The sequence below is a fragment of the Rhizobium albus genome (genome assembly GCA_030160035.1).
GTDB lineage: Bacteria > Pseudomonadota > Alphaproteobacteria > Rhizobiales > Rhizobiaceae > Georhizobium > Georhizobium albus.
Map to the genome: position 1 here is coordinate 64,926 of BSNO01000003.1, position 21,011 is coordinate 85,936.

Genomic DNA, 21,011 nt, shown 5'->3' on the forward strand with positions numbered 1-21,011 from the left:
CGTTCAGCCGGCCTGGCAGGCGAGGAAGGTGCGTTCCAACTTTTCGCGATCGAGCTCGCGGCCGATAAAGACGATGCGGCTCTCGCGCTTCTCGCCGTCCTTCCAGGCCCGCTGGTGATCGCCTTCGATCAGCATGTGGATTCCTTGGATGACATAGCGATCCTCGTCGCCCTCGAAGGCGATGATGCCCTTGAGCCTAAGGATGTTCGGTCCATCCATCTGGGTGATCTTCTCGATCCACGGGAAGAACTTCTTCGGGTCCATGGAACCCGCGCGCAGCGACACCGACTGCACCGTCGCATCGTGGATGTCGGATGCTTCGCCGTGGTGATGATGATCGTGCCCATGGTGGTCGTGCCCATGGTGCTCGTGTCCGTGGTGATCATGGTCATGATGGGCGTGATCGTGATGATCATGATCGCAGTCCGGGCCACAAACATGATCGTGGTCGTGATCATGGTCCTTTTGGTCGAGGAAGTGCGGGTCGCTCTCCAGCGCCCGCTGCAGATCGAACGCGGCGCGGTTGAGCACCTGGGTCACATCGATCTTGGCGCGCTCGGCGCGGTGGATGCGTGCTGAGGGATTGATGGCGCGCACCGTCGCCTCGATCTTGCGCAGTTCGGCTTCGTCGACGAGGTCGGTCTTGTTGAGGATGACGACGTCGGCAAAGGCGATCTGGTCTTCGGCCTCGCGCGAATCCTTGAGCCTCAGCGGCAGGTGCTTGGCGTCGACGAGCGCGACGACGGCGTCGAGCTGCGTCTTGGAACGCACGTCCTCGTCCATGAAGAAGGTCTGGGCGACCGGGGCCGGATCGGCAAGGCCGGTCGTTTCCACGATGATCGCGTCGAAGCGGCCGGGGCGGCGCATCAGGCCTTCCACGACACGGATCAGGTCGCCGCGCACCGTGCAGCAGACGCAGCCATTGTTCATTTCGTAGATCTCTTCGTCGCTCTCGACGATCAGATCGTTGTCGATGCCGATCTCGCCGAACTCGTTGACGATGACCGCGTATTTCTGGCCGTGGTTTTCCGACAGGATGCGGTTGAGGAGCGTGGTCTTGCCGGCACCGAGATAGCCCGTCAGCACAGTGACGGGGATCGGCTTGGCGTCGGTGGATGTGGCAGGGTTCGGGACGGATTGCGTCGCTGCGTCGCTCATGGCGGGAACCTTTCATTCGTTGCTCGGGATATAGGCCCTCCGAGCGGGCTCTGCCAAGGGTACCAGGACGGAAGTGCTGCCCCGGCGCCTTTCCTTTCCCGCCTTGCCATCTATCTCCCGCTCGTCTGGACAAGGGAGCACGGCGAGATGGCGGCATTGGTGGCGACGAGAGAGGCCGGATTGCAGCGCCTGGCGGAATTCGTCGATGACGCCGGCGAACGCTACGCCCGCGACCGCAACACCGATTTCGGCGATCCTGCGCGAAATGCCGTTTCGATGCTGTCGCCCTATCTGCGCCACCGCCTTGTCTCTGAAGAAGAAGTCGTGACGGCAGTTCTTGAACGGCATTCTGCGCGTGATGCCGAGAAGTTCATCCAGGAAGTTTACTGGCGCACATACTTCAAGGGTTGGCTGGAGCAGCGCCCGCAGGTCTGGCGCGACTATGAGACGGCGCGTGACCGATCCCTCGCCGCGCTCGCGGCGAATAAGGGGCTTGCCACCGCTTACAATCAGGCCGTTGCGGGCACCACCGGGATCGACGCTTTCGATGCTTTTGCTCTGGAACTGGTGGAAACCGGCTATCTCCACAACCACGCGCGCATGTGGTTCGCATCGATCTGGATTTTCACGCTCCGGCTGCCCTGGGAACTGGGAGCCGACTTCTTCATGCGCCATCTGATGGATGGCGACCCGGCCTCCAACACGCTCTCCTGGCGCTGGGTCGGGGGCCTGCACACCCGCGGCAAGAATTATCTCGCCACGCGCGACAACATTCGCCGATATACGAATGGGCGTTTCAACCCCAAGGGTCTCAACGAAAACGCGCCACCGCTCGATGGCCCGGAGCCGCCGCGCCCGTCGAAACTGCCGGTTGGTGGAAATCCCGCGGCCGTTCCGAGCGTCCTTCTTCTCCACGACGACGATTGCATCGCGCCACCCTTTGACGCGCTGCCGGACGACATTGTTGATGTAATTGCACTCGATGCATCCGCTGGACGTTCGCCAGGCGAGAAGGGCAATTTGGCAGCGGCATTCACGCGCGGCGCGCTTGTGGATGCCCTTGCCACTCATGCCGCTGGGCGCGATGGTTCGCTCGAGACGGATCCGGAGCGTATCGCTGCCCGCGTTGTGCAATCAGGCGCCCGCCAGGTCGTCGCGCCTCATGCTCCAGTCGGCCCGGTCAACGATGCCCTGAACCGCATCGCGAAAGCGCTGCAAAGCCAGGAGATCGCGATGGTCCGGCCGATCCGCGCCTATGACCGCGAAGCCTGGCCGCATGCGACGAAGGGCTTCTTTGCGTTGAAAACGGTCATCGCGGACATGCTAGCCTTGATGGCGAGGCGCAGCGTCTGATCTTTACGTCAGGCGGGCCGCGTCGAAGCGGTGGACGTCGTCCAGAAGCTCGATGAACTGCGCCGCCGCATGGTCGATGATGCGCCGACCCGTCTCGGCATCGGCGCTCGCAGCATCGCCCACCACGCCCTGCGGATTGAGATCGCTCGCCTTCCAGCCAAAGGCGTGCGGGCCGTAGGCGCGCAGATGGCGCATGTTTCCGGCCAATTCGCGCTGGAAGGATGGAAAATTCTCCGCCTTGTCCATCGCTACCGTTTCGGGTTTCAGCGCCAGGATCATCGACGTTTCGATCAGCCCGCCATGGATATCGAAGGGCTTGTCGGCTGGCGAGATCACACCTTCCGGCAGGGGAAACCGCGTCCAACTTGTCGCCACGGCAAGCATGTTGAAGCGCACCCTGGCTTCCGTGGCGATCACCGTCATCAGCGGCGCGTTGCCGCCATGGGCATTGAGCATCACGAATTTGCGGATACCCGCAGCATTGAGATCGGCGGCGATGCCGAGCCATCGCTCGATGGCTTCCTGATAGCCGAGCGTGCGCGTCCCCGCCACGTCCATGTGCTCGATCGAGTAACCGACCGGCTCGACGGGAAGCATGGTGACGGGAAGGCCATCCGGCAAAAGCGCCACGATGCGCTGCGCAAGCCCATCCGCGATGATCGTATCCGTCTCGAACGGCAGATGCGGCCCATGCTGTTCATGCGCCCCAAGCGGCAGAACGGCAATCCAGTCCGCACGATCGGCCGGCTCCGTTGCGCGACCTTCGATGTCACGCAGATCGGCGCTGAGGAAACGCTCGGGAAGGGCCCCAGGGGTGCCCCCAGGAGTGCCCAAAGGAATGCCAACAGGAATGCCCATTGTCTCGCCTTCGCGCCTTGATAACATAAGCCGGCAAAAGAATGCCTGCTCGCTTGCCCTGCAATAAAGGGCCAAAGGGAGAGGATGCAAGCGGCTGAGGGGAGATCGCCGAAGATGGCGAAGAAGGACAAGCCTGAAAAGGGCAAGAAAAAGCGCGACCAGGAGACAGTGGCCGATGGCACGCTGTCGACCACATTGATCCAGACGGCCCGCGCCATGCGCACCTTGCTCGCCCGCGATCTCGTCGACCACGGTCTCTATGCCGGGCAGGAAATGGTGATCCTGTCGCTGGCGGAAGCCGACGGGAAATCGCCGGGCGTCATCGCTGCCGAACTCGGTGTGCGGGCACCGACCATCACCAAGACGGTCAATCGCTTGATGGCGCAGGGTTTTGTGGAAAAGCGCGACAATGGAAGCGACGGCCGCCGCACCGAAATTACCCTGACTGCGCGCGGCCAGGAGACGCTGGCCTCGATCAGGCAGGCGACGGCGGGTGTCGAGCAGGCTCTTTTGGCGGGCCTTAGCGGCAAGGAGACCCGCCAGCTGGCAAAGCTTCTGAAGAAGCTGGAGGAAAACATCTCTGAGACGACTGCGCCGCAGGCTTGATCGCCACGCGAGTGCAACGCCATTGTCGCCGCGCGTTCAATCTGTTTATTTAAACGCTTTAAATCATGTCACAGGGGTGGAGACCGGTTGGCCCAGAAGATCAAACTCTCGACGATCGCTGAATCGCTGGGCGTATCGACGGCAACCGTTTCGCTTGCCTTGCGCGACAGTCCCCTCGTCGCCGACACGACGCGCGAGAAGATCAAGGACCAGGCCCGCGCGCTCGGCTACATCTACAACCGCCGTGCGGCGAGCCTGCGCACATCGCGCTCCGGGATCATCGGCGTCGTCGTCCACGACATCATGAACCCGTTCTACGCGGAAATTCTGCGCGCCATCGAAAGCGAGCTCGATCGCAACCGTCAGACCTTCATCCTGTCGAACCACTACGACTCGGTCGAAAAGCAGCGCACCTTCCTGGAAACGCTGCTGCAGCTCGGCAGCGATGGCGTGATCATGTCGCCTGCCATCGGCACCCCGCGTGACGATCTGCTGCTAGCGGAAAACAATGGCATGCCGACGATCCTCATTGCGCGCTCGGTGCCGGATATCGACGTGCCGACCTTCCGCGGCGACGATGCCTACGGGATCGCGCTTGCCACGAACCATCTCATCGGCCTCGGTCATCGCGTCATCGCCATGATCGGCGGCACGGACCAGACCTCGACCGGCCGCGACCGCTATCAGGGCTATGTAGATGCGTTGAAGAAGGCCGGCATCGAAGTAGATCCGGTGCTGCGCATACCCGGTCCGCGCACGAAGCAGGGCGGCTTCGAAGCGGCGGTGAATTTCCTCTCAATGCCGCAAAAACCCACTGCCGCCGTCTGCTGGAACGACCTCGTCGCCATCGGCCTGATGAATGGCATCCAGCGCGCTGGTCTCGTTCCGGGGCGCGATATCTCGGTCACTGGCTATGACGATCTCGAGGAAGCATCGATCGCAACGCCGGCGCTGACGACCGTCTGGAACGGCCAGTCCGAGGTTGGGCGCATGGCGGCGCGTGCACTGCTCGACAAGCTAGCCGGCAGCCATGCCGAAGATTACCTCCACCTCATCAAGCCGGAAATGCGCATCCGGCAATCGACGGCTCCTCTCCATCCACGCTGACATCAGACAAGAAGGAACCTGGTCCATGACACGGTCCGCCCATCGCATCCTCGTGCCCTCGCACATGCTCGATCACCTGAAGGCGCGCGTCTCCGAGCGGTTCGATGTCGTCTATGCCGACAGGATCGACGGGATCTCGGACGAGGAAGCGGCAAGCCTCGACGGGTTCGCAGGCTGGGGCCGGATCGACCGCAAACTGATCGACCGGATGGCGAACTTGAAGATCATCGCTTCCTACGGCGTCGGCTACGACACGATCGATGCCGCCTATGCCGCAGAGAAAGGGATCGTCGTCACCCACACGCCGGATGTGCTGTCCGAAGAGGTAGCCGACGTGACGATCGGGCTTCTCCTCAACACGCTGCGCGAACTGCCGCGTGCAGAAGCCTATCTGCGCGAAGGCCGGTGGGCGAAGGAGGGTCCGTTCCACCTGTCACCGCTCACGCTTCGCGGCCGTCATGTCGGCATCTATGGCCTCGGCCGTATCGGGCTCGAAATCGCCAAGCGTCTGGAAGGCTTCGGTGTCGAGATCAGCTATCACGCCCGCTCGCAAAAGACGGGTGTGCGCTACGGCTACGCACCGACGCTGAAGGTTCTGGCCGAAGCCGTCGACACGCTGGTGATCGCGGTGCCCGGCGGGCCGGAAACGGAGAAATCGGTGGATGCGGAGATCCTCAGGGCGCTCGGCGCAAAGGGCGTCGTCATCAATATTGGCCGCGGCTCGGTGATCGATGAGGATGCGTTGATTGCGGCGCTTCAAGACAAGACGATCGCTGCCGCCGGCCTCGACGTCTTTGCCCATGAACCGAACGTGCCGGATGCGCTTCTTGCGCTGCCGAACGTTTCGGTGCTGCCGCACATCGCATCGGGCTCGGTCGCGACGCGCAACGCCATGGCCGATCTCGTCGCCGACAATCTCATTGCCTGGTTCGATGAGGGCAGGGCGCTGACGCCAGTGCCGGAATGCGCCGACGTTGCTGCCAGCGCGTCAGCGAAAAACGATTAAGCCGAAACCTTGAGCCGGTGCGCGCCGGAAAGCCGTGCGCGCACAGCCTCGCCGAATGCCCGGAAGATCGCGCCGGATGGCTGGTCCGTGCGGAACCAATATTCCGGATGCCACTGCACGCCCACCGCAAAGGCCTTGGCGTCGATGACCGAAACGGCCTCGATCGTGCCGTCGTCGGCCACCGCTTCGACCGTCAGCCGGGGCGCCAGCGCACTGATTGCCTGCCGGTGCAGCGAATTGACCGATACGGCACCGGCACCGACGATACCGGCCAGGCACGAGCCTTCTTTCACTTGCACCGGGTGGCGCACCGCAAAGGCCTCGTCCGCGATCTCTGTCACCGGCTTGCGGTGGTCCATGCGCTCCGGCAGCGTCTGGATCTCGGTGGCGAGCGTTCCGCCGAGCGCGACGTTGAGCTCCTGAATGCCCCGGCAGATCGCGAGCAGCGGCAGGCCCCGGTCGATGGCACCGCGAATGAGCGCAAGGCTTACCGTGTCACGTGCGGGATCGAACGGCCCGTGCTCCGGCGTTTCCCTCTCACCATAGAGGCTCGGATGCACATTGGTGCGCGAACCGGTGATCAGCACGCCGTCGACCCGGTCGAGCACGGTCTCCACATCGATATGGGCGTCGAGCGCGGGCACGATGAGGGGGATCACGCCGGCGCCTTCTGCCGCCGCCGATATGTACTGGTTCGGCGAGGCATGCCAGTCATAGCCTTCGAAATGGCGGTTGTCGGCCGGCACGGCAACGATGGGCATCATGGTGCGGATCTGTCTCGCTGAAATTCGGATGATTGACGATTGGCGCGAATTTTTCTTTGGCGCAAGAGCCTTGTCCGGGCAAGCATAACGGGTACAACGAAAGCCACGCGCGCAAGGCCGGTTTGGCCGTTTTGAGTACGGAGAAGACATGGAACGGCGCCGGTTCATCCAGATTGCAGCACTGACGGGCGGTGTCAGCTTTGCCGCACCCGCGATTGCGCAGACTATGCCGTCGGTGCGCTGGCGATGTGTATCGGGCTTCCCGGCAACGCTCGAAACGCTGTTCGGTGCTGCGCAGATGCTGGCCGATGCGGTAGCCGAAGCAACGGGCGGTCGTTTCGAAATCACCGTCGAAGAGGCCAGTTCGCCTGCGCTGGAACAACTGGATGCGCTTTCGGCCGGCTCGGTCGAGATGCTCCACACCGCGCCCCATTATTTCTCGGAGCGCGATACGGCTTTTGCTTTCGGTTCGGGTCTGCCTTTCGGGCTCAACCAGCGCCTGACCAATGCCTGGCTGCTGGAAGGCGGCGGGCTCGACATCTTCAATTCCTATCTTGGCGGAAGGTCCATAGTGGCGTTTCCAGCCGGAAACACCGGTGCGCAGATGGGCGGCTGGTTCAATCGCGAGATCAATGCGCTGGCGGACCTCGCCGGTATCCGCTTCCGCATCGGTGGTTTCGGGCGTCGCATCGTCCAGGACATCGGCGTCATTCCGCAGGACACACCGCCGGAAGGACTAGTCGCGGCTTTCGAAGCCAATGAGATCGACGCCGCGGAATTTGCCGGTCCTGCCGAGGACACCGTGCTCGGCCTGCCGCGGGTGGCACGCTATCTCTATTATCCGGGTTGGTGGGAAGGCGGCGTGGCGTTGATGGCGATGATCAATCTCGACGCTTTCAATGCCTTGCCGGCTGAATACCAAGTCGCTCTTCGCCACGCATCGGCGGTGGTGAACACGCGGATCATGGCCCGCTACGACATCCTCAACCCGCCGGCACTGGCGGCACTCGAGAATGCGGGCACCATCGTCCGGCCCTACAGCAACGACATCATGGACGCCTGCTTCTCGGCCGCCGAACAGGCTTACCGCACCTTTTCGCGCGAGAATGAAGCCTTCGCGGAGCTCTGGGAGAGCTATTCCGCTTATCGCCGCACTGCCTATTCCTGGATGCGCCGATCGGATTACGCGTTCGACACCTACATGATGATCCTCGACCGCGGCGGCCGCCTCTGATGGCCGACATCGACCTTTCAACCGCATCGCGCCTGAAGGCTGCGCAGCTGTTCGATCTCTCAGGCCGCGTCGCGATCGTGACCGGTGGCACGAGCGGGCTCGGGCGCGACATCGCAGCAGCGTTGCTTGCCAATGGCGCTCGCGTTCTCGTTGCAGGTCGTCATGCGGCGGAAGTGGACAGCGCGCCCTGCAGGCTGGGGGCCTGTCAGAGCGTTCTCGAAGTGGCGCGGGCAGACATCACGGACCCGCAAGATGTCACCGCGATGTTTGAGCGATGCGAGGCCCGCTTCGGCCCGGCCACCATCCTCGTCAACGCCGCCGGGATCGGCCTCCGCAAGCCGGCTCTGGAGACGGCGGCGTCGGAATGGACCGATATCGCCGCCATCAATACGCAGGCAACCTTCGCGGTGAGCCAAGAGGCCGCGCGGCGCATGATCGATGCCGGCACCGGCGGTTCGATCATCGGCCTGTCGAGCTTCCTTGCCGAAAAAGCGGTGCGCAACACCATCGCCTATGCGGCGTCCAAGGCCGCGCTTGAACAGATGACCCGATGCCTCGCGCTTGAATGGGCGCGTCATGGCATCCGGGTGAACGCGATCGCACCCGGCTGGTTTCCAACGCCCATGACGGAGCCTTTCCTCGGCGGCCGTGCAGGTGCCGTGCTGGCGGAAACGAACCCCATGCGGCGGCTCGGGCGGGATACTGATCTCGCTGGAGCAGTGCTCCTTCTCGCTTCAGACGCTGGCAGCTACATTACTGGCACGACGATCACCGTCGATGGCGGCCAATCCATCACCTAATCTTGCTTGCGCCTCTCGGCGCTCAGGCGATGCTTCCTGTCGTTCGATAACGTGTCTGCGACAGGAAGTTGCACCGCTGCAGCGCACAATCGAAAGCGTTTGACCCCAGGCCTTCTAGCTTCACAATGCAGGATTAAGGCGTGTCGCAGGAGGGCGGCACGCTGGGGAGGACCTGAATGACGCTGCATGATGTGTCGCTCGACGACAAATACGACCTGACCAAATCGCGCATCTTCGTCACGGGGACCCAGGCGATCGTTCGGGTTCTTCTGACCCGCAAGGAGCTCGACCGGCGGGCTGGGCTGAATACGGGCGGCTTCGTCTCGGGCTATCGCGGATCGCCGCTCGGAGGCCTCGATCAGCAGCTGTTCGGCGCAAACCGCCTCCTGCAGGCAAACGACATTGTCTTTCAGCCGGGTCTCAACGAAGAGCTAGCCGCCACGGCAATCTGGGGCACGCAGCAGACTGAACTCGATGGGTTCGGGAAGCACGACGGCGTCTTCGCGCTCTGGTACGGCAAGGGTCCGGGCGTCGATCGTTCCGGCGACGTGTTCCGGCATGCCAATCTCGCCGGTTCGTCGCGCCATGGCGGCGTTCTGGCGCTGATGGGCGACGACCACACCGCCGAAAGCTCCACCAATGCGCACCAGACCGAATTCCAGTTCGTCGACACGATGATCCCGATCCTCAATCCCGCCGGCGTGCAGGAGATGATCGACTACGGCGTCATCGGCTACGAACTGTCACGCTTTGCCGGCACATGGACGGCGCTGAAATGCGTGAAGGACAATGTGGAATCCACCGCTTCCGTCGAAGCGGGGCTCGACCGCTTCCAGGTCGTGATCCCAGACTTCGACATGCCGCCCGGTGGCCTCAACATTCGCAGCAATGATCTCGACTTCCTCAGCCAGGAAGAGCGGATGCACCAGTACAAGCGTGCCGCCGCCGCAGCCTTCATCCGCGCCAACCGTCTCAACCGCGTCGTCTTCTCCGGCGGACGGGATGCCAGCCTCGGCATCGTGACGGTCGGCAAATCCTATCTCGATGTGCGCCAGGCGCTTGCCGATCTCGGCATCGACGAGCGGGAGTCGGCGCGGCTCGGCATCCGCCTCATGAAGGTCGCGGCACCCTGGCCCTTCGACCGCGAAGACATCGTCGATTTCGCCCAAGGGCTTAAAACGCTGATCGTGGTGGAAGAGAAGCGCTCGCTCATCGAGAGCCAAATTCGTGAAGCGCTCTATGGAACCGCGCACCAGCCGGTCATCGTCGGCAAAAGGGACGAGCGCGGCGACTGGCTTCTGCCAATAAAAGGCGCGCTCGATCCGAACGACATCGCGATTGCGATCGGTGAGCGCGTGCAGAGTACGATCGGCTTCAACGAGGCGGTTGCAGGGCGGCTGTCGCGGCTCAAACAGAGGCAGGCGATGCTCGCCGAAACCGGCGACGTTGCGGTGCGGCGTCCGCATTTCTGTTCCGGCTGTCCGCACAATTCCTCCACCAAGGTTCCCAAAGGCGCCGTTGCGGCAGCCGGGATCGGCTGCCACTTCATGGCGCTCTGGATGGACCGCGACACGGCAGGCTTCACGCAGATGGGCGGGGAGGGCGCGCAGTGGGTAGGCCAGGCGCCGTTCACGAAGCGCTGCCATATCTTCCAGAATCTGGGGGATGGCACCTACAACCATTCCGGCGTGCTGGCGCTTCGCTTCGCCGTCGCGGCTAAGGCCAACATTACCTACAAGATCCTCTATAACGACGCCGTCGCGATGACCGGCGGCCAGTCGCATGAAGGTGGCCTGAGTGTCGATGCCATCGCAAGGCAAGTGCGCGCCGAAGGCGTCGAGCGCATCGCCGTCGTCACCGACGAGCCCTACAAATATCCGCCATCGGTGAAGTTTCCGGACGGCACCACGATCGATCATCGCGGCGATCTCGATCGCGTGCAGCGGGAACTCGCGGCCCTGCCGGGCGTGACGGTGCTCCTCTATGATCAAACGTGCGCTGCCGAGAAGCGCCGCCGCCGCAAGCGCGGGCTTTATCCCGATCCCGACAAGCGCGTGATCATCAACGAGCTGGTCTGCGAAGGCTGCGGCGATTGCGGCGTCAAGTCCAACTGCGTGTCCGTACAGCCGGTCGAGACGCCCTTTGGGCGCAAGCGCCGGATCGACCAGTCGAACTGCAACAAAGACTTCTCCTGCCTCGACGGCTTCTGCCCGTCTTTCGTCACAGTTCACGGCGCGAAGTTGAAGAAGGCAGAGGGCGGCGCCAAGGCGCTTGGCGATCCGCTGGCCAACGTTCCCGAGCCCAGCACCTTCGCGCTCGATGAGAATGGCTGGGCTGGCATCGTCACGGGCATCGGCGGAACCGGCGTGGTCACCATCGGCGCGATCCTCGGCATGGCTGCCCATCTTGAGGGCAAGGGCTGCGGCATGATCGACATGGCTGGCCTTGCGCAAAAGGGCGGTGCCGTTTTCAGCCATGTCCGCATCGCCCAATCGCCCGAAGCCATCTCGGCGATCCGGGTGTCCGCCGGCAAGGCCGACCTCGTTCTGGGTTGCGATCTGGTGGTGACCGGTTCGCGCAAGGTTCTCGCGGCAATCAGCGAGAACCGGACGCATGTCGTCGCCAACACCGCCGAGGTGATGCCGGGCGATTTCACCCGCGATGCCGACTTCAGCCTGCCGACGGAGCGGCTGAAGCGAGCGATCAGGCAGGCGGCCGGCGACGCGAAGACCGTTCTGGTCGATGCATCATCGGCTGCGAACGGCCTGTTCGCCAACGGGCTCGCAACCAACATGCTGATGCTGGGCCTTGCCTACCAGCAAGGCGGTATCCCGCTTTCCGCGCACGCACTGGAACGAGCGATCCAGCTGAATGGTCAGGCAGTGGACATGAACATTGCCGCGTTCCGCTGGGGCAGGGCGCTTGCCCATGATCCCGCGCTGGCTGCACGCCTCAACACGGCCGCGAAGCCAGAGACCGAGGATGATCTCGCCTCCGACATTTCGCGGCGGGAGCAATTTCTCGTCGACTATCAAGACCAGGCCTATGCGGCGCGCTTCCGCAAACGGATCGACCAGGTGGCGGCGGCAGAAGCCGCGATCGCGGGCGCGCCCGGCGACGTCACCCGCCAGGCGGCCGCGTCGCTCTTTCGCCTGATGGCGATCAAGGATGAGTATGAAGTCGCCCGTCTTTACACCGATAGAAGCTTCGAGCGGCAACTGGCCGGGCAATTCGCGAGCTTTGAGCGGCTGGAGTTTCATCTGGCGCCGCCGCTGATGCCCGGTCCGAAGTCCGGCGACGGCCATCCTGCCAAGCGCAGCTTCGGACCCTGGATGATGTCGGCGTTCAGGCTCCTTGCCCGGCTTCGCGGGTTGCGTGGTTCGGCCATCAATGTCTTCGGCTGGACGGAAGAACGCAAGCGCGAACGCAAGATGCTTGTCGACTTCGAGGCGGAAATCGACCACGTCGCGACGAAGCTGACCCAGTCGAACCTTGCGGCGGCGGCGGAACTTCTTGCCTGGCCGCAGGCTGTACGTGGCTACGGGCATGTCCGAGAGGAAAGCATCCGAAAGACTGCTCCACGTGCCGCTTCTTTGCGCACAGCTTTCGACAGAAAAGGGGAAGCATTCCCGATGGCTGCGGAGTAGAGATATGTCAGGCCCGCGCAAGGTGTCCTGCGCTATTGCTCGGGGTGATTAGCCCTCAATTCTCGCTGGGATTGCGCAAGCGTTCCTTAAGCCTTGGCTGTTAGAGATTGCGCATGTGGAACGCAGAACGGCCTGAAACGGCAAAGAGCGAAGAGCGGTTGCCCACGGACGTCTATCTCTCGTTCGTGCGTTCGCTATACGGAAATCGCTCGACCACCGTCGCCGGCATAGCAACGCATATCGTCGTATCGCTGGCGATCTACACCAAGGTCGGCGATCCGATGTTCATCGCCTTCGCGGCGATGTTCGCCGCGGTCGGTGCCGGCCGCGTCGCGCTGATGCGCGTCTTCGACACGGTCGATTTCACCGGCGCAGACCACGCCTTCATTTGGAAGTGGGAATTCCGCTACATCGTCGGCACCGCGATCGTCTCGCTCGTGCTCGGCTCGATGGCGGCATACAGCTCGTTTGCGGTACGGGAATATCTCGCCGAAATCGCGTCGATCGCGCTTGGCCTGGCGGCGATGATTTCCGTGGTCGGCCGCAATTACGGCTCGCGCATCACCGTCAACCTGATGTCGCTCCTGCTGTTCGGGCCGATCGCCGTTGGCCTGATCATGACAGGCGATCCATATCGCGCGCTTCTTGCCGTCCTCGTCATCCCGCTGGTCCTGACGACACGGTCCATGGCGAACGGCGTGCGCGACTTCCTCTACCAGACCGTTCTCGGCAAGCGCGCCGTTCTCGTCATGGCCGAACGGCTCGACATGGCGCTCAACAACATGTCCCACGGCCTCGTCATGCTCGACGAGGAACGTCGGATTGTCCTGGCCAACCGCAAGGTCGCGCGCCTCTTCAATCTCAAGGGACCCGAAGTGGTCCATGACCGCAAGCTATCGGTGGTTTTCCGCCATGCCGTCCGCAGCGGTGCGATCACGCGTGAACTGTCCAATCAGATACTGAACAGCATCGACGAACTCTATGACGGCCACCGATCCCGCTGTCTGATCAAGGTTTCCGACGATCTCTATCTGGAGTTTTCCGCCCGGCGCCGCTCCGGCGGCGATGGCGTTGTCCTGATCTTCGAAAACGTCACCGCCCGCATCAAGGCCGATGAGAAGATCAACTATCTGGCCCGCTATGACAGCCTCACCGGCCTTCCGAACCGTTACCATTTCGCCGATCTCGTGCGCGACCAGCTTGCCGGCATGGACGGCTCCGACATGGTGGCGCTGGTCGTCATCGACATCGACGATTTCAAGCACGTCAACGACACGCTCGGGCACGTCGCCGGTGACCGCCTTCTGTGCGAACTGTCCTCTCGGCTCAAGCTCGTCGAGCCGCATCGCATCATTTCCTCGCGCTTCGGCGGCGACGAATTCGTCCTCCTTATCCGGGATGCCGATACCGCAACCGATGTCTCGCGGGTGATGGGCGCGATCTTCGATGCCCTCTCGGGTGTCTATATCGTCCAGGGCAACAAGCTGTTTGCCAGCGTCAGCGCCGGTCTCGTGCTGGCACGCCGGTCGGGCTTCGTGCTCGACGAACTGCAGATCAAGGCCGATCTGGCGCTGCATGAGTCGAAGAAGCGCGACAAGAACACCTGGACCGTCTTCGCCGAATCCATGGACGAGAAATATCGCCTGCGTCAGATCCTGAAGAAGGATCTGAGACTGGCGATCGAGCAGCGCTCGCTGACGCTCGTCTACCAGCCGATGTTCAGCGCCGACGGACTGCGCCTCGCCCGCTGCGAAGCATTGTCGCGCTGGCAGCATCCGACGCTCGGCCCCATCTCGCCGGGCGACTACATCCCGCTCGCCGAAGAAATGGGCATCGTTCCGCTCATCACCGATTTCATGCTGCAGACGGCCTGTCGCGACGCCGCAAGCTGGCCGGGCAATCTTGCCGTCTCGGTCAACCTGTCGGCGCTCGATCTGCGCAACCGCGATATTGTGCGTCTCGTCACCGACGCGCTCGGGTCATCCGGGCTTGCGCCGGAGCGGCTCGAGGTCGAAGTGACCGAAAGCGCCTTCGTGGAGGACGCCGTCGCCGCCCGCGATATCCTCAACGAGCTGCGGATGCTTGGCGTCACCATCGCCATCGACGATTTCGGCACCGGCTATTCGAACCTTTCCTACCTGAACAGCCTGCCGGTCACGAAGGTGAAGATCGATCGATCCTTCGTGCGCGACGTGACGGAGAGCTCGAAGAACTTCAAGCTTCTGAGCGGCATCGTCTATCTCGCCCGCGAGATGGATCTGGAAGTCACCGTCGAAGGCGTCGAGACCGAGGAGCAGTTGCGCATGGTCTGCGCAACGGGCCATGTCGACCTCATTCAAGGCTTCATTTTCGGCAAGCCGCTGCCCCAGAGCAGCATCCGCGAGCTTGCAGCGAAGTCCGTTGCGGACACAAAGCCCGCTTCCACGGTCGTGCCAAAAGGCTCCACCTCGGCATCCCGCATTCGTCGCTAAGTCGCCCGGTCACTTGCCGACTTCGGCAGCCGCGTAATCCCGTCCGTTAACCATAATCCTGAAGCCTAGGCATCAACGCACTACTTAGCGTTGCCAGTCCGCGCATTTTGATTAAGACTTTATTTAAAGGCGGATCGTGCGAGGGCAACATGGCCGAAGATTTCCAGACAAGGATGCGGCTGGCGGAACAATACCTGCAACTTATGGACGAGATCGAGTATCGCCGGGTTGATACGGCAGAAGATCTCGAAGATGTCGGGATGCTGCGCGCTAAAGCTTACCGCGCACATAAGGTGATGGACCGAAAAGGGCCGATCATCGATGAAATCGATCACCACAGCCACGCTCATGTCTTTGCGATTTACTATCGGGAGCAGATGATTTCGACGATTCGACTTCATCATGTGGTTTCGGAGCATCGCTACGGCACCTCGGTCGATATCTTTCCGGACATCCTCAACCCGCTGCTTGACCAGGGCATGTCCTTCATCGATCCCGTGCGCCATGCCAGTGATCCCGAATTGATGGGCGAATTGCCGCTGCCGTTCCTGACGCTGCGTCTCGGCGCGATGGCGACCGAGTACTTCAACACCAATTACTGCCTGGCACCCGTGAAACGGGCGCACTACGCCTTCTACCGACGTTATTTTGGCGCGACGCAGCTGGCTGAAGAGCGGATGCACGAAGGCATTCTCTATCCAGTCGGCCTGTTTGCCGGACGCCTGGTCACCAGCAACACGCGTCTCATGGATCGCTATCCCTATTTCCGCTCGACACCGCGCGAGCGGGAGCTGCTGTTTGCGCCTGCCGAGCAGCTCGGCGTGACGCCTCTGACGGTACGTCCGACCGCGCGGTTCGCGCTGGCCGAAGCGCGCAGAAGCGCCGCCGCCTGAGTTCATTTGCCGTATCATCGCATGCTCCTGCCCCGCTTGCCGAAAGCGGGGAAGGGGCCGCATGGCGCATTGCTCTTCGATCACGCATTGTGTATGCCGTGCCCAATAAGCCTGATGGAGAGTTAGACCCATGTCCGAAGAAAAGTCCGGCCCGCTCGAAATGGGCGCCGAGATGGATTACTCCGAGCACGATCGCACCTATGCGTTCTTCCTGTCAGCCACCAAATGGGGCACCGTCTTTTGTGTGGCGCTGCTCATTGCCATGGCCTTCGGTTTCTTCACCACGGCCGGCTTCTTCTCAGCCACGATACTCTTCATCGTCCTGAACATCGGCGCGTTTTTCCTGCTGCGCTAGGTTGGGTCGCCATGGCCGCTCGTGAGGGCGGCGCTATTTGAGCGTGCGAACGCACCGGCGGGACCGTGGGTGCATCGTGCGCGGTCGAGAGGGAGGTTTGAGTGGCCAAGCTGCTGTTTATCGCGAAGGAAAAGGCACCCGGCGAAAGCCGCGTCGCCGGCTCGCCTGATACCGTTAAGAAACTGGTCGCCGCCGGCCTCGAAGTCGTTGTCGAGGCCGATGCCGGCAGCCAGTCGCGCATTCCGGATGCAGAGTTCGAAAAGGCCGGCGCGACGATCGGCACCGCTGCCGATGCCGCGCGCGCCGATGTCGTCTTGAAGGTGCGCCGCCCTGATGCCGAGGAAGCCGCCGGCTACAAGTCGGGCGCCGTCGTCATCGCCATCATGGATCCTTACGGCCATAATGACCTGATCGCCGATCTCGGCTCCAAGGGCCTCACCACCTTCGCCATGGAACTGATGCCGCGCATCACCCGTGCGCAGTCGATGGACGTCCTGTCGTCGCAGGCGAACCTTGCCGGCTATCAGGCCGTCATCGACGCGGCGGCCGCTTTCGACCGCGCCATGCCGATGATGATGACCGCCGCCGGCACCGTGCCGGCCGCTAAGGTCTTCGTCATGGGAGCAGGGGTTGCCGGTCTTCAGGCGATCGCAACCGCCAAGCGTCTCGGAGCGGCCGTTTCGGCAACCGACGTGCGCCCGGCTTCCAAGGAGCAGGTCGCATCGCTCGGCGGCAAGTTCATCGCCGTCGAAGACGAAGAGTTCAAGGCGGCCGAAACCGCCGGCGGGTACGCCAAGGAAATGTCCAAGGAGTACCAGGCGAAGCAGGCGGCGCTCGTTGCCGATCACATCGCCAAGCAGGACATCGTGATTACAACGGCGCTGATCCCGGGCCGTCCGGCGCCGCGCCTAGTGACCGCAGACATGCTTGCTTCCATGCGGCCCGGTTCGATCCTGGTGGATCTCGCGGTCGAGCGCGGCGGCAACGTTGAAGGCGCGGTAGCGGGCGAGGTCGTCGACAAGAACGGCGTTCGCATCATCGGTTACAACAACGTGCCGGGCCGCATCGCAGCTAGCGCATCGCTGCTCTACGCCAAGAACCTTCTCACGTTCCTCCAGACGATGATCAAGGATGGCGACATCGCGATCAATTTCGACGATGAGCTCGTGAAGGCCACCGCGCTGACGCATGGTGGCAAGGTCATTCATCCGAATTTTGGTGGCGGCACGGCAGCTCCGGCTTCGACGCCGGCAGCAGAACCGCAGGCAACCGAGGCGGTCGCCGCAACAAACAAGGGAGACGCTTGATATGGCCACTCCAGCACTCGAACAGGCGCTCGACGATCTCGACCGGGCCGCTCAGGGCGTGCGCGATGCGGCCGGCTCCGGCATCCTCGACGCTGCGGGCGCCGCAGCGCACGGTGCGACCGGCGGCGCGATCGATCCCTTCGTCTTCCAGCTCGCCGTTTTCCTTCTCGCGATCTTCGTCGGCTACTACGTCGTCTGGTCGGTGACGCCTGCGCTTCACACTCCACTGATGTCCGTGACCAACGCGATCTCGTCGGTCATTGTCGTCGGCGCACTGCTCGCAGTCGGTATTTCCACCAGTGGCATCGCCACGGGTTTTGGCTTCGTTGCGCTGATCCTGGCATCGGTCAACATCTTCGGCGGCTTCCTCGTCACCCAGCGCATGCTGGCCATGTACAAGAAAAAAGAGAAGTGAGGGGCTGATCCATGTCTGAGAGTTTCGCAGCCGTCCTCTATCTCGTGTCCGCAGTGCTGTTCATCCTGGCACTGCGCGGCCTTTCCCATCCAACGACCAGCCGCCAGGGCAACACGTTCGGCATGGTGGGCATGGGCCTCGCCATCCTGACCACGCTCGTTCTGGCGGCGCCGTCCTTCGGTGGCTTCATGCTGATCGTGCTCGGCCTCGCCATCGGCGGTGGTGCCGGCGCCGTGATCGCCCAGCGCATTCCAATGACGGCGATGCCGCAGCTCGTTGCCGCCTTCCACTCGCTGGTCGGCCTCGCAGCCGTGCTCGTCGCTGCCGCAGCACTTTACGCGCCGGAATCCTTCGGCATCGGCCTCGTCGGCTCGATCGGTGCAACCGCGCTCGTTGAAATGTCGCTCGGCGTCGCCATCGGTGCGATCACCTTCACCGGCTCGATCATCGCCTTCCTGAAGCTCGATGGCCGCATGTCCGGCAAGCCGATCATGCTGCCCGGCCGTCACGTCATCAATGCGGGTCTCGCCGCGACGATCCTGATCCTGATCGCGATCCTGGTCGGAACGGAAAGCCATTTCGTCTTCTGGCTGATCGTCGTCGCGTCGCTGGCGCTCGGCGTGCTCATCATCATCCCGATCGGCGGCGCGGACATGCCCGTCGTCGTGTCGATGCTGAACTCCTATTCCGGTTGGGCCGCAGCGGGTATCGGCTTCACGCTCGGCAACCTTGCGCTCATCATCACTGGTGCGCTCGTCGGTTCGTCCGGTGCGATCCTGTCCTACATCATGTGTAAGGGCATGAATCGATCCTTCGTCTCGGTCATTCTCGGCGGCTTCGGCGGCGAGCAGGCTGCCGGCGGTGCAGACGACATCGACCGCACCATCAAGCAGGGCTCGGCAGACGATGCCGCTTTCCTCATGGCGAATGCCGGCAAGGTCATCATTGTGCCCGGTTACGGCATGGCGGTCGCCCAGGCTCAGCATGCGCTGCGCGAACTGGCCGACTCGCTGAAGGAAAAGGGCGTCGAGGTGAAATACGCCATTCACCCGGTTGCCGGCCGCATGCCCGGACACATGAACGTGCTCCTCGCTGAGGCCAGCGTGCCCTACGACGAAGTCTTCGAGCTCGAGGACATCAACTCGGAATTCGCCCAGGCTGACGTCGTCTACGTCATCGGCGCGAACGACGTGACCAACCCGGCCGCGCGTGACGACCCGTCCTCGCCGATCTTCGGCATGCCGATCCTCGACGTGGACAAGGCCAAGACCTGTCTCTTCGTCAAGCGCTCGCTCGGCTCTGGCTATGCCGGCATCGACAACACGCTGTTCTACAAGGATGGCACGATGATGCTGCTGGCCGACGCCAAGAAGATGACGGAAGACATCGTCAAGGCGTTGCACGAACACTGATCATCGCTTCCAGTTCGCTTAATCAGAAAGGCCCGCCCGGGATATCCGGGCGGGCCTTTTTGTTGGATCGAAACGGAGCGGCCGTTCGAGGGCGGCGTCAGATACCCTGGGTGCGGCTGAGACCATCTTTCGCCGGCTGGTAGTTCGGATCGAGCTGTGCTGCGCGGGCATAGGACCGCCGAGCGCGCTCGTTCTCGCCACGCTGCTCGTAGATCAGCGCCTGGTTTGCCCAGGACTCCGCCACATTGTCGTCGAGCTGGATCGCCCGGTTGAAGTCCGTGAAGGCGTTGTCCTGGTCGCCGACAGCGAAATAGGACAGGCCGCGACCGTTATAGGGCTCCGGTGAGCGCGGCGAGATCGAGATCGATCGCGAGAAGTCCTCGATCGCTTCGACATGGTTGCCGCGGCGCTGCTGGATGAGTCCGCGATTGTGATAGGCGCGGGCGTCGGTGGAGTTGAGCTGGATGGCGCGGTTATAGTCCGCATAGGCTTCATTGAGCATGCCAGCCTGGCGGTAGATGTTGCCGCGCCCGACATAGGCAGCGTCGTAATTCGGGTTGATCTGGACCGCAGCATTGTAGTCGGCGATGGCCTGTTCGCGATTGCCGAGGTTGCGGTGGATGAGCGCCCGGTTGGCATAGGCCTGGTAGAAGCGCGGATTGAGTGCGAGCGCCTGGTCGAAATCGGCAATGGCCAGTTCGAACTGCCCACCGCGGCCATAGGCTGAGCCGCGCACATTGTACGCTTCAGGATCGCGCGGATTGTTCTGGATGACCTGCGTGAGCGACGCGATGTTCTGCTCGCTGCCCTGCGCGGCGTCGAGCCGGATCATATCCGCGTTCGGCATGCCGGCAGACTGGCAGCTTGCAAGGACGATTGCGCTGAGGAGCGTGCCGGCAAGCGCAGCCCGACGACGCGCGGTGCGGGATTGGAACGAAAGTGATGCGATGGCCAATGTCAGGATCCCTTGTCGATCGGTAGAGCCGGCAATCGAATCGCCGCGTTGATCAGCTAGCGAAGAAGCCCGGCAACATTACGGTCTACTGGCAAAAAGAAAAGGCGGGTGCGAAGTTTCGCGCCCGCCCATCAAAATCTCTATCCCGGCAAAAAGATCCGGGCGTGCCGAAGCACCTTATCCGCGTGTCGGAGCGGCGCGGCCGCCGAGCAGGCCTTCGCGCTGAGCGCGCTTGCGAGCAAGCTTGCGCACGCGGCGAACGGCTTCGGCCTTTTCGCGGGCACGCTTCTGCGACGGCTTCTCATAGAAGTCGCGCATCTTCATTTCACGGAAGATGCCTTCGCGCTGCATCTTCTTCTTCAGCGCTCGCAGCGCCTGATCAACATTGTTATCGCGGACAAGAACCTGCACGTTAATCCCGTTCCTTCGTTCCAAATCGGTGGCTGACGTTACTGCACGTCGTCGCATGACATTTCGTTCGCGCAGCGAGCCACCGAACGATCGGCGTGGTACCTAGCAGAAAGGATTTCGGTCGTCCAGTTGGAAAAGCACCGAAATGCAGGCGTTCCGTCACTTTTCATGGAGTACGGCGCGGGCCGTCGCTGCCATGAATTTGCACGATCGGCCATCTAGCTCTACGCGTCGTTCAAGGTCGCAAAAGGACCATTGT

The 21,011-nt window shown here is 62.6% G+C and carries 18 protein-coding genes; 13 read left to right on the top strand and 5 right to left on the bottom strand.

Translation table 11 applies throughout. From position 1 onward, the window contains the following. Positions 1-3: 3 nt before the first annotated feature. Positions 4-1,158: a CobW family GTP-binding protein gene (locus QQL76_RS08145; RefSeq protein WP_499207205.1), complete on the bottom strand. Its 1,155-nt coding sequence runs from the start codon at positions 1,156-1,158 to the stop codon at positions 4-6. Positions 1,159-1,305: 147 nt separating this feature from the next. Here QQL76_RS08145 and QQL76_RS08150 point away from each other — a divergent pair, with 147 nt between their 5' ends. Then, on the top strand, positions 1,306-2,511 hold the full coding sequence (locus QQL76_RS08150; RefSeq protein ID WP_499207206.1) for a cryptochrome/DNA photolyase family protein: 1,206 nt from the start codon (positions 1,306-1,308) through the stop codon (positions 2,509-2,511). Positions 2,512-2,514: 3 nt separating this feature from the next. Here the strand turns inward: QQL76_RS08150 and QQL76_RS08155 are convergent, their stop codons facing one another. Further along, positions 2,515-3,369, bottom strand: coding sequence for a creatininase family protein (locus tag QQL76_RS08155; protein ID WP_499207207.1), 855 nt, complete (start codon positions 3,367-3,369; stop codon positions 2,515-2,517). A 114-nt stretch (positions 3,370-3,483) separates the two neighbouring features. On the opposite strand from QQL76_RS08155, the gene QQL76_RS08160 reads away from it, so the two are divergent. The 3 genes from QQL76_RS08160 (at position 3,484) to QQL76_RS08170 (ending at position 6,088) form a co-directional block, all read left to right on the top strand. Next, positions 3,484-3,975 (top strand): MarR family winged helix-turn-helix transcriptional regulator, encoded by a 492-nt coding sequence (locus QQL76_RS08160; protein ID WP_499207208.1) that lies wholly within the window; start codon positions 3,484-3,486, stop codon positions 3,973-3,975. An 87-nt stretch (positions 3,976-4,062) separates the two neighbouring features. Beyond that, positions 4,063-5,082 (top strand): LacI family DNA-binding transcriptional regulator, encoded by a 1,020-nt coding sequence (locus QQL76_RS08165; RefSeq protein WP_499207209.1) that lies wholly within the window; start codon positions 4,063-4,065, stop codon positions 5,080-5,082. A 25-nt stretch (positions 5,083-5,107) separates the two neighbouring features. Beyond that, the gene (locus QQL76_RS08170; protein ID WP_499207210.1) at positions 5,108-6,088 is read left to right on the top strand and encodes a 2-hydroxyacid dehydrogenase; all 981 of its coding nucleotides are present in this window, start codon (positions 5,108-5,110) and stop codon (positions 6,086-6,088) included. Here the strand turns inward: QQL76_RS08170 and QQL76_RS08175 are convergent. After that, positions 6,085-6,852 carry a gamma-glutamyl-gamma-aminobutyrate hydrolase family protein gene (locus tag QQL76_RS08175; protein WP_499207211.1) on the bottom strand — a complete coding sequence of 256 codons (768 nt, stop codon included), beginning with the start codon at positions 6,850-6,852 and terminating at the stop codon, positions 6,085-6,087. The two genes, QQL76_RS08170 and QQL76_RS08175, sit on opposite strands and share 4 nt — an antisense overlap. A 148-nt stretch (positions 6,853-7,000) precedes the next feature. On the opposite strand from QQL76_RS08175, the gene QQL76_RS08180 reads away from it, so the two are divergent. The 9 genes from QQL76_RS08180 to QQL76_RS08220 all read left to right on the top strand — a co-directional run bounded on the left by QQL76_RS08180 (position 7,001) and on the right by QQL76_RS08220 (position 19,386). Then, positions 7,001-8,086: a TRAP transporter substrate-binding protein gene (locus tag QQL76_RS08180; RefSeq protein ID WP_499207212.1), complete on the top strand. Its 1,086-nt coding sequence runs from the start codon at positions 7,001-7,003 to the stop codon at positions 8,084-8,086. Further along, the gene (locus tag QQL76_RS08185; RefSeq protein WP_499207213.1) at positions 8,086-8,886 is read left to right on the top strand and encodes an SDR family NAD(P)-dependent oxidoreductase; all 801 of its coding nucleotides are present in this window, start codon (positions 8,086-8,088) and stop codon (positions 8,884-8,886) included. The genes QQL76_RS08180 and QQL76_RS08185 overlap by 1 nt, the downstream gene beginning before the upstream one ends. A 176-nt stretch (positions 8,887-9,062) precedes the next feature. Then, entirely contained in the window at positions 9,063-12,533 is a 3,471-nt protein-coding gene (locus tag QQL76_RS08190) for an indolepyruvate ferredoxin oxidoreductase family protein (RefSeq protein WP_499207214.1), read from the top strand. 113 nt (positions 12,534-12,646) lie between these two features. Continuing rightward, entirely contained in the window at positions 12,647-15,004 is a 2,358-nt protein-coding gene (locus QQL76_RS08195; RefSeq protein ID WP_499207215.1) for a putative bifunctional diguanylate cyclase/phosphodiesterase, read from the top strand. Positions 15,005-15,153: 149 nt separating this feature from the next. Beyond that, positions 15,154-15,897, top strand: coding sequence for an N-acyl amino acid synthase FeeM domain-containing protein (locus QQL76_RS08200; RefSeq protein WP_126011929.1), 744 nt, complete (start codon positions 15,154-15,156; stop codon positions 15,895-15,897). Between the two features lie 130 nt (positions 15,898-16,027). Then, entirely contained in the window at positions 16,028-16,252 is a 225-nt protein-coding gene (locus QQL76_RS08205) for an aa3-type cytochrome c oxidase subunit IV (protein WP_126011927.1), read from the top strand. Positions 16,253-16,353: 101 nt separating this feature from the next. Further along, positions 16,354-17,559: an NAD(P) transhydrogenase subunit alpha gene (locus QQL76_RS08210; RefSeq protein ID WP_499207216.1), complete on the top strand. Its 1,206-nt coding sequence runs from the start codon at positions 16,354-16,356 to the stop codon at positions 17,557-17,559. 1 nt (position 17,560) lies between these two features. After that, complete coding sequence (locus QQL76_RS08215; protein WP_499207217.1) at positions 17,561-17,974, top strand: NAD(P) transhydrogenase subunit alpha part 2; 414 nt, start codon at positions 17,561-17,563, stop codon at positions 17,972-17,974. Positions 17,975-17,985: 11 nt separating this feature from the next. After that, positions 17,986-19,386 carry an NAD(P)(+) transhydrogenase (Re/Si-specific) subunit beta gene (locus tag QQL76_RS08220; protein WP_499207218.1) on the top strand — a complete coding sequence of 467 codons (1,401 nt, stop codon included), beginning with the start codon at positions 17,986-17,988 and terminating at the stop codon, positions 19,384-19,386. 97 nt (positions 19,387-19,483) lie between these two features. Here the strand turns inward: QQL76_RS08220 and QQL76_RS08225 are convergent, their stop codons facing one another. After that, entirely contained in the window at positions 19,484-20,347 is an 864-nt protein-coding gene (locus tag QQL76_RS08225; RefSeq protein ID WP_499208334.1) for a tetratricopeptide repeat protein, read from the bottom strand. A gap of 171 nt (positions 20,348-20,518) precedes the next feature. Then, positions 20,519-20,809, bottom strand: a complete 291-nt coding sequence (gene rpsU, locus QQL76_RS08230; protein WP_499207219.1) for a 30S ribosomal protein S21 — start codon at positions 20,807-20,809, stop codon at positions 20,519-20,521. Between the last annotated feature and the right edge of the window lie 202 nt (positions 20,810-21,011).

Coding starts and splice junctions, on each gene's coding strand:
- QQL76_RS08145 (WP_499207205.1), bottom strand. CDS start 1,158: ATGAGCGACGCAGCGACGCAATCCGTCCCGAACCCTGCCACATCCACC.
- QQL76_RS08150 (WP_499207206.1), top strand. CDS start 1,306: ATGGCGGCATTGGTGGCGACGAGAGAGGCCGGATTGCAGCGCCTGGCG.
- QQL76_RS08155 (WP_499207207.1), bottom strand. CDS start 3,369: ATGGGCATTCCTGTTGGCATTCCTTTGGGCACTCCTGGGGGCACCCCT.
- QQL76_RS08160 (WP_499207208.1), top strand. CDS start 3,484: ATGGCGAAGAAGGACAAGCCTGAAAAGGGCAAGAAAAAGCGCGACCAG.
- QQL76_RS08170 (WP_499207210.1), top strand. CDS start 5,108: ATGACACGGTCCGCCCATCGCATCCTCGTGCCCTCGCACATGCTCGAT.
- QQL76_RS08175 (WP_499207211.1), bottom strand. CDS start 6,852: ATGATGCCCATCGTTGCCGTGCCGGCCGACAACCGCCATTTCGAAGGC.
- QQL76_RS08180 (WP_499207212.1), top strand. CDS start 7,001: ATGGAACGGCGCCGGTTCATCCAGATTGCAGCACTGACGGGCGGTGTC.
- QQL76_RS08185 (WP_499207213.1), top strand. CDS start 8,086: ATGGCCGACATCGACCTTTCAACCGCATCGCGCCTGAAGGCTGCGCAG.
- QQL76_RS08190 (WP_499207214.1), top strand. CDS start 9,063: ATGACGCTGCATGATGTGTCGCTCGACGACAAATACGACCTGACCAAA.
- QQL76_RS08195 (WP_499207215.1), top strand. CDS start 12,647: ATGTGGAACGCAGAACGGCCTGAAACGGCAAAGAGCGAAGAGCGGTTG.
- QQL76_RS08200 (WP_126011929.1), top strand. CDS start 15,154: ATGGCCGAAGATTTCCAGACAAGGATGCGGCTGGCGGAACAATACCTG.
- QQL76_RS08205 (WP_126011927.1), top strand. CDS start 16,028: ATGTCCGAAGAAAAGTCCGGCCCGCTCGAAATGGGCGCCGAGATGGAT.
- QQL76_RS08215 (WP_499207217.1), top strand. CDS start 17,561: ATGGCCACTCCAGCACTCGAACAGGCGCTCGACGATCTCGACCGGGCC.
- QQL76_RS08220 (WP_499207218.1), top strand. CDS start 17,986: ATGTCTGAGAGTTTCGCAGCCGTCCTCTATCTCGTGTCCGCAGTGCTG.
- rpsU (WP_499207219.1), bottom strand. CDS start 20,809: ATGCGACGACGTGCAGTAACGTCAGCCACCGATTTGGAACGAAGGAAC.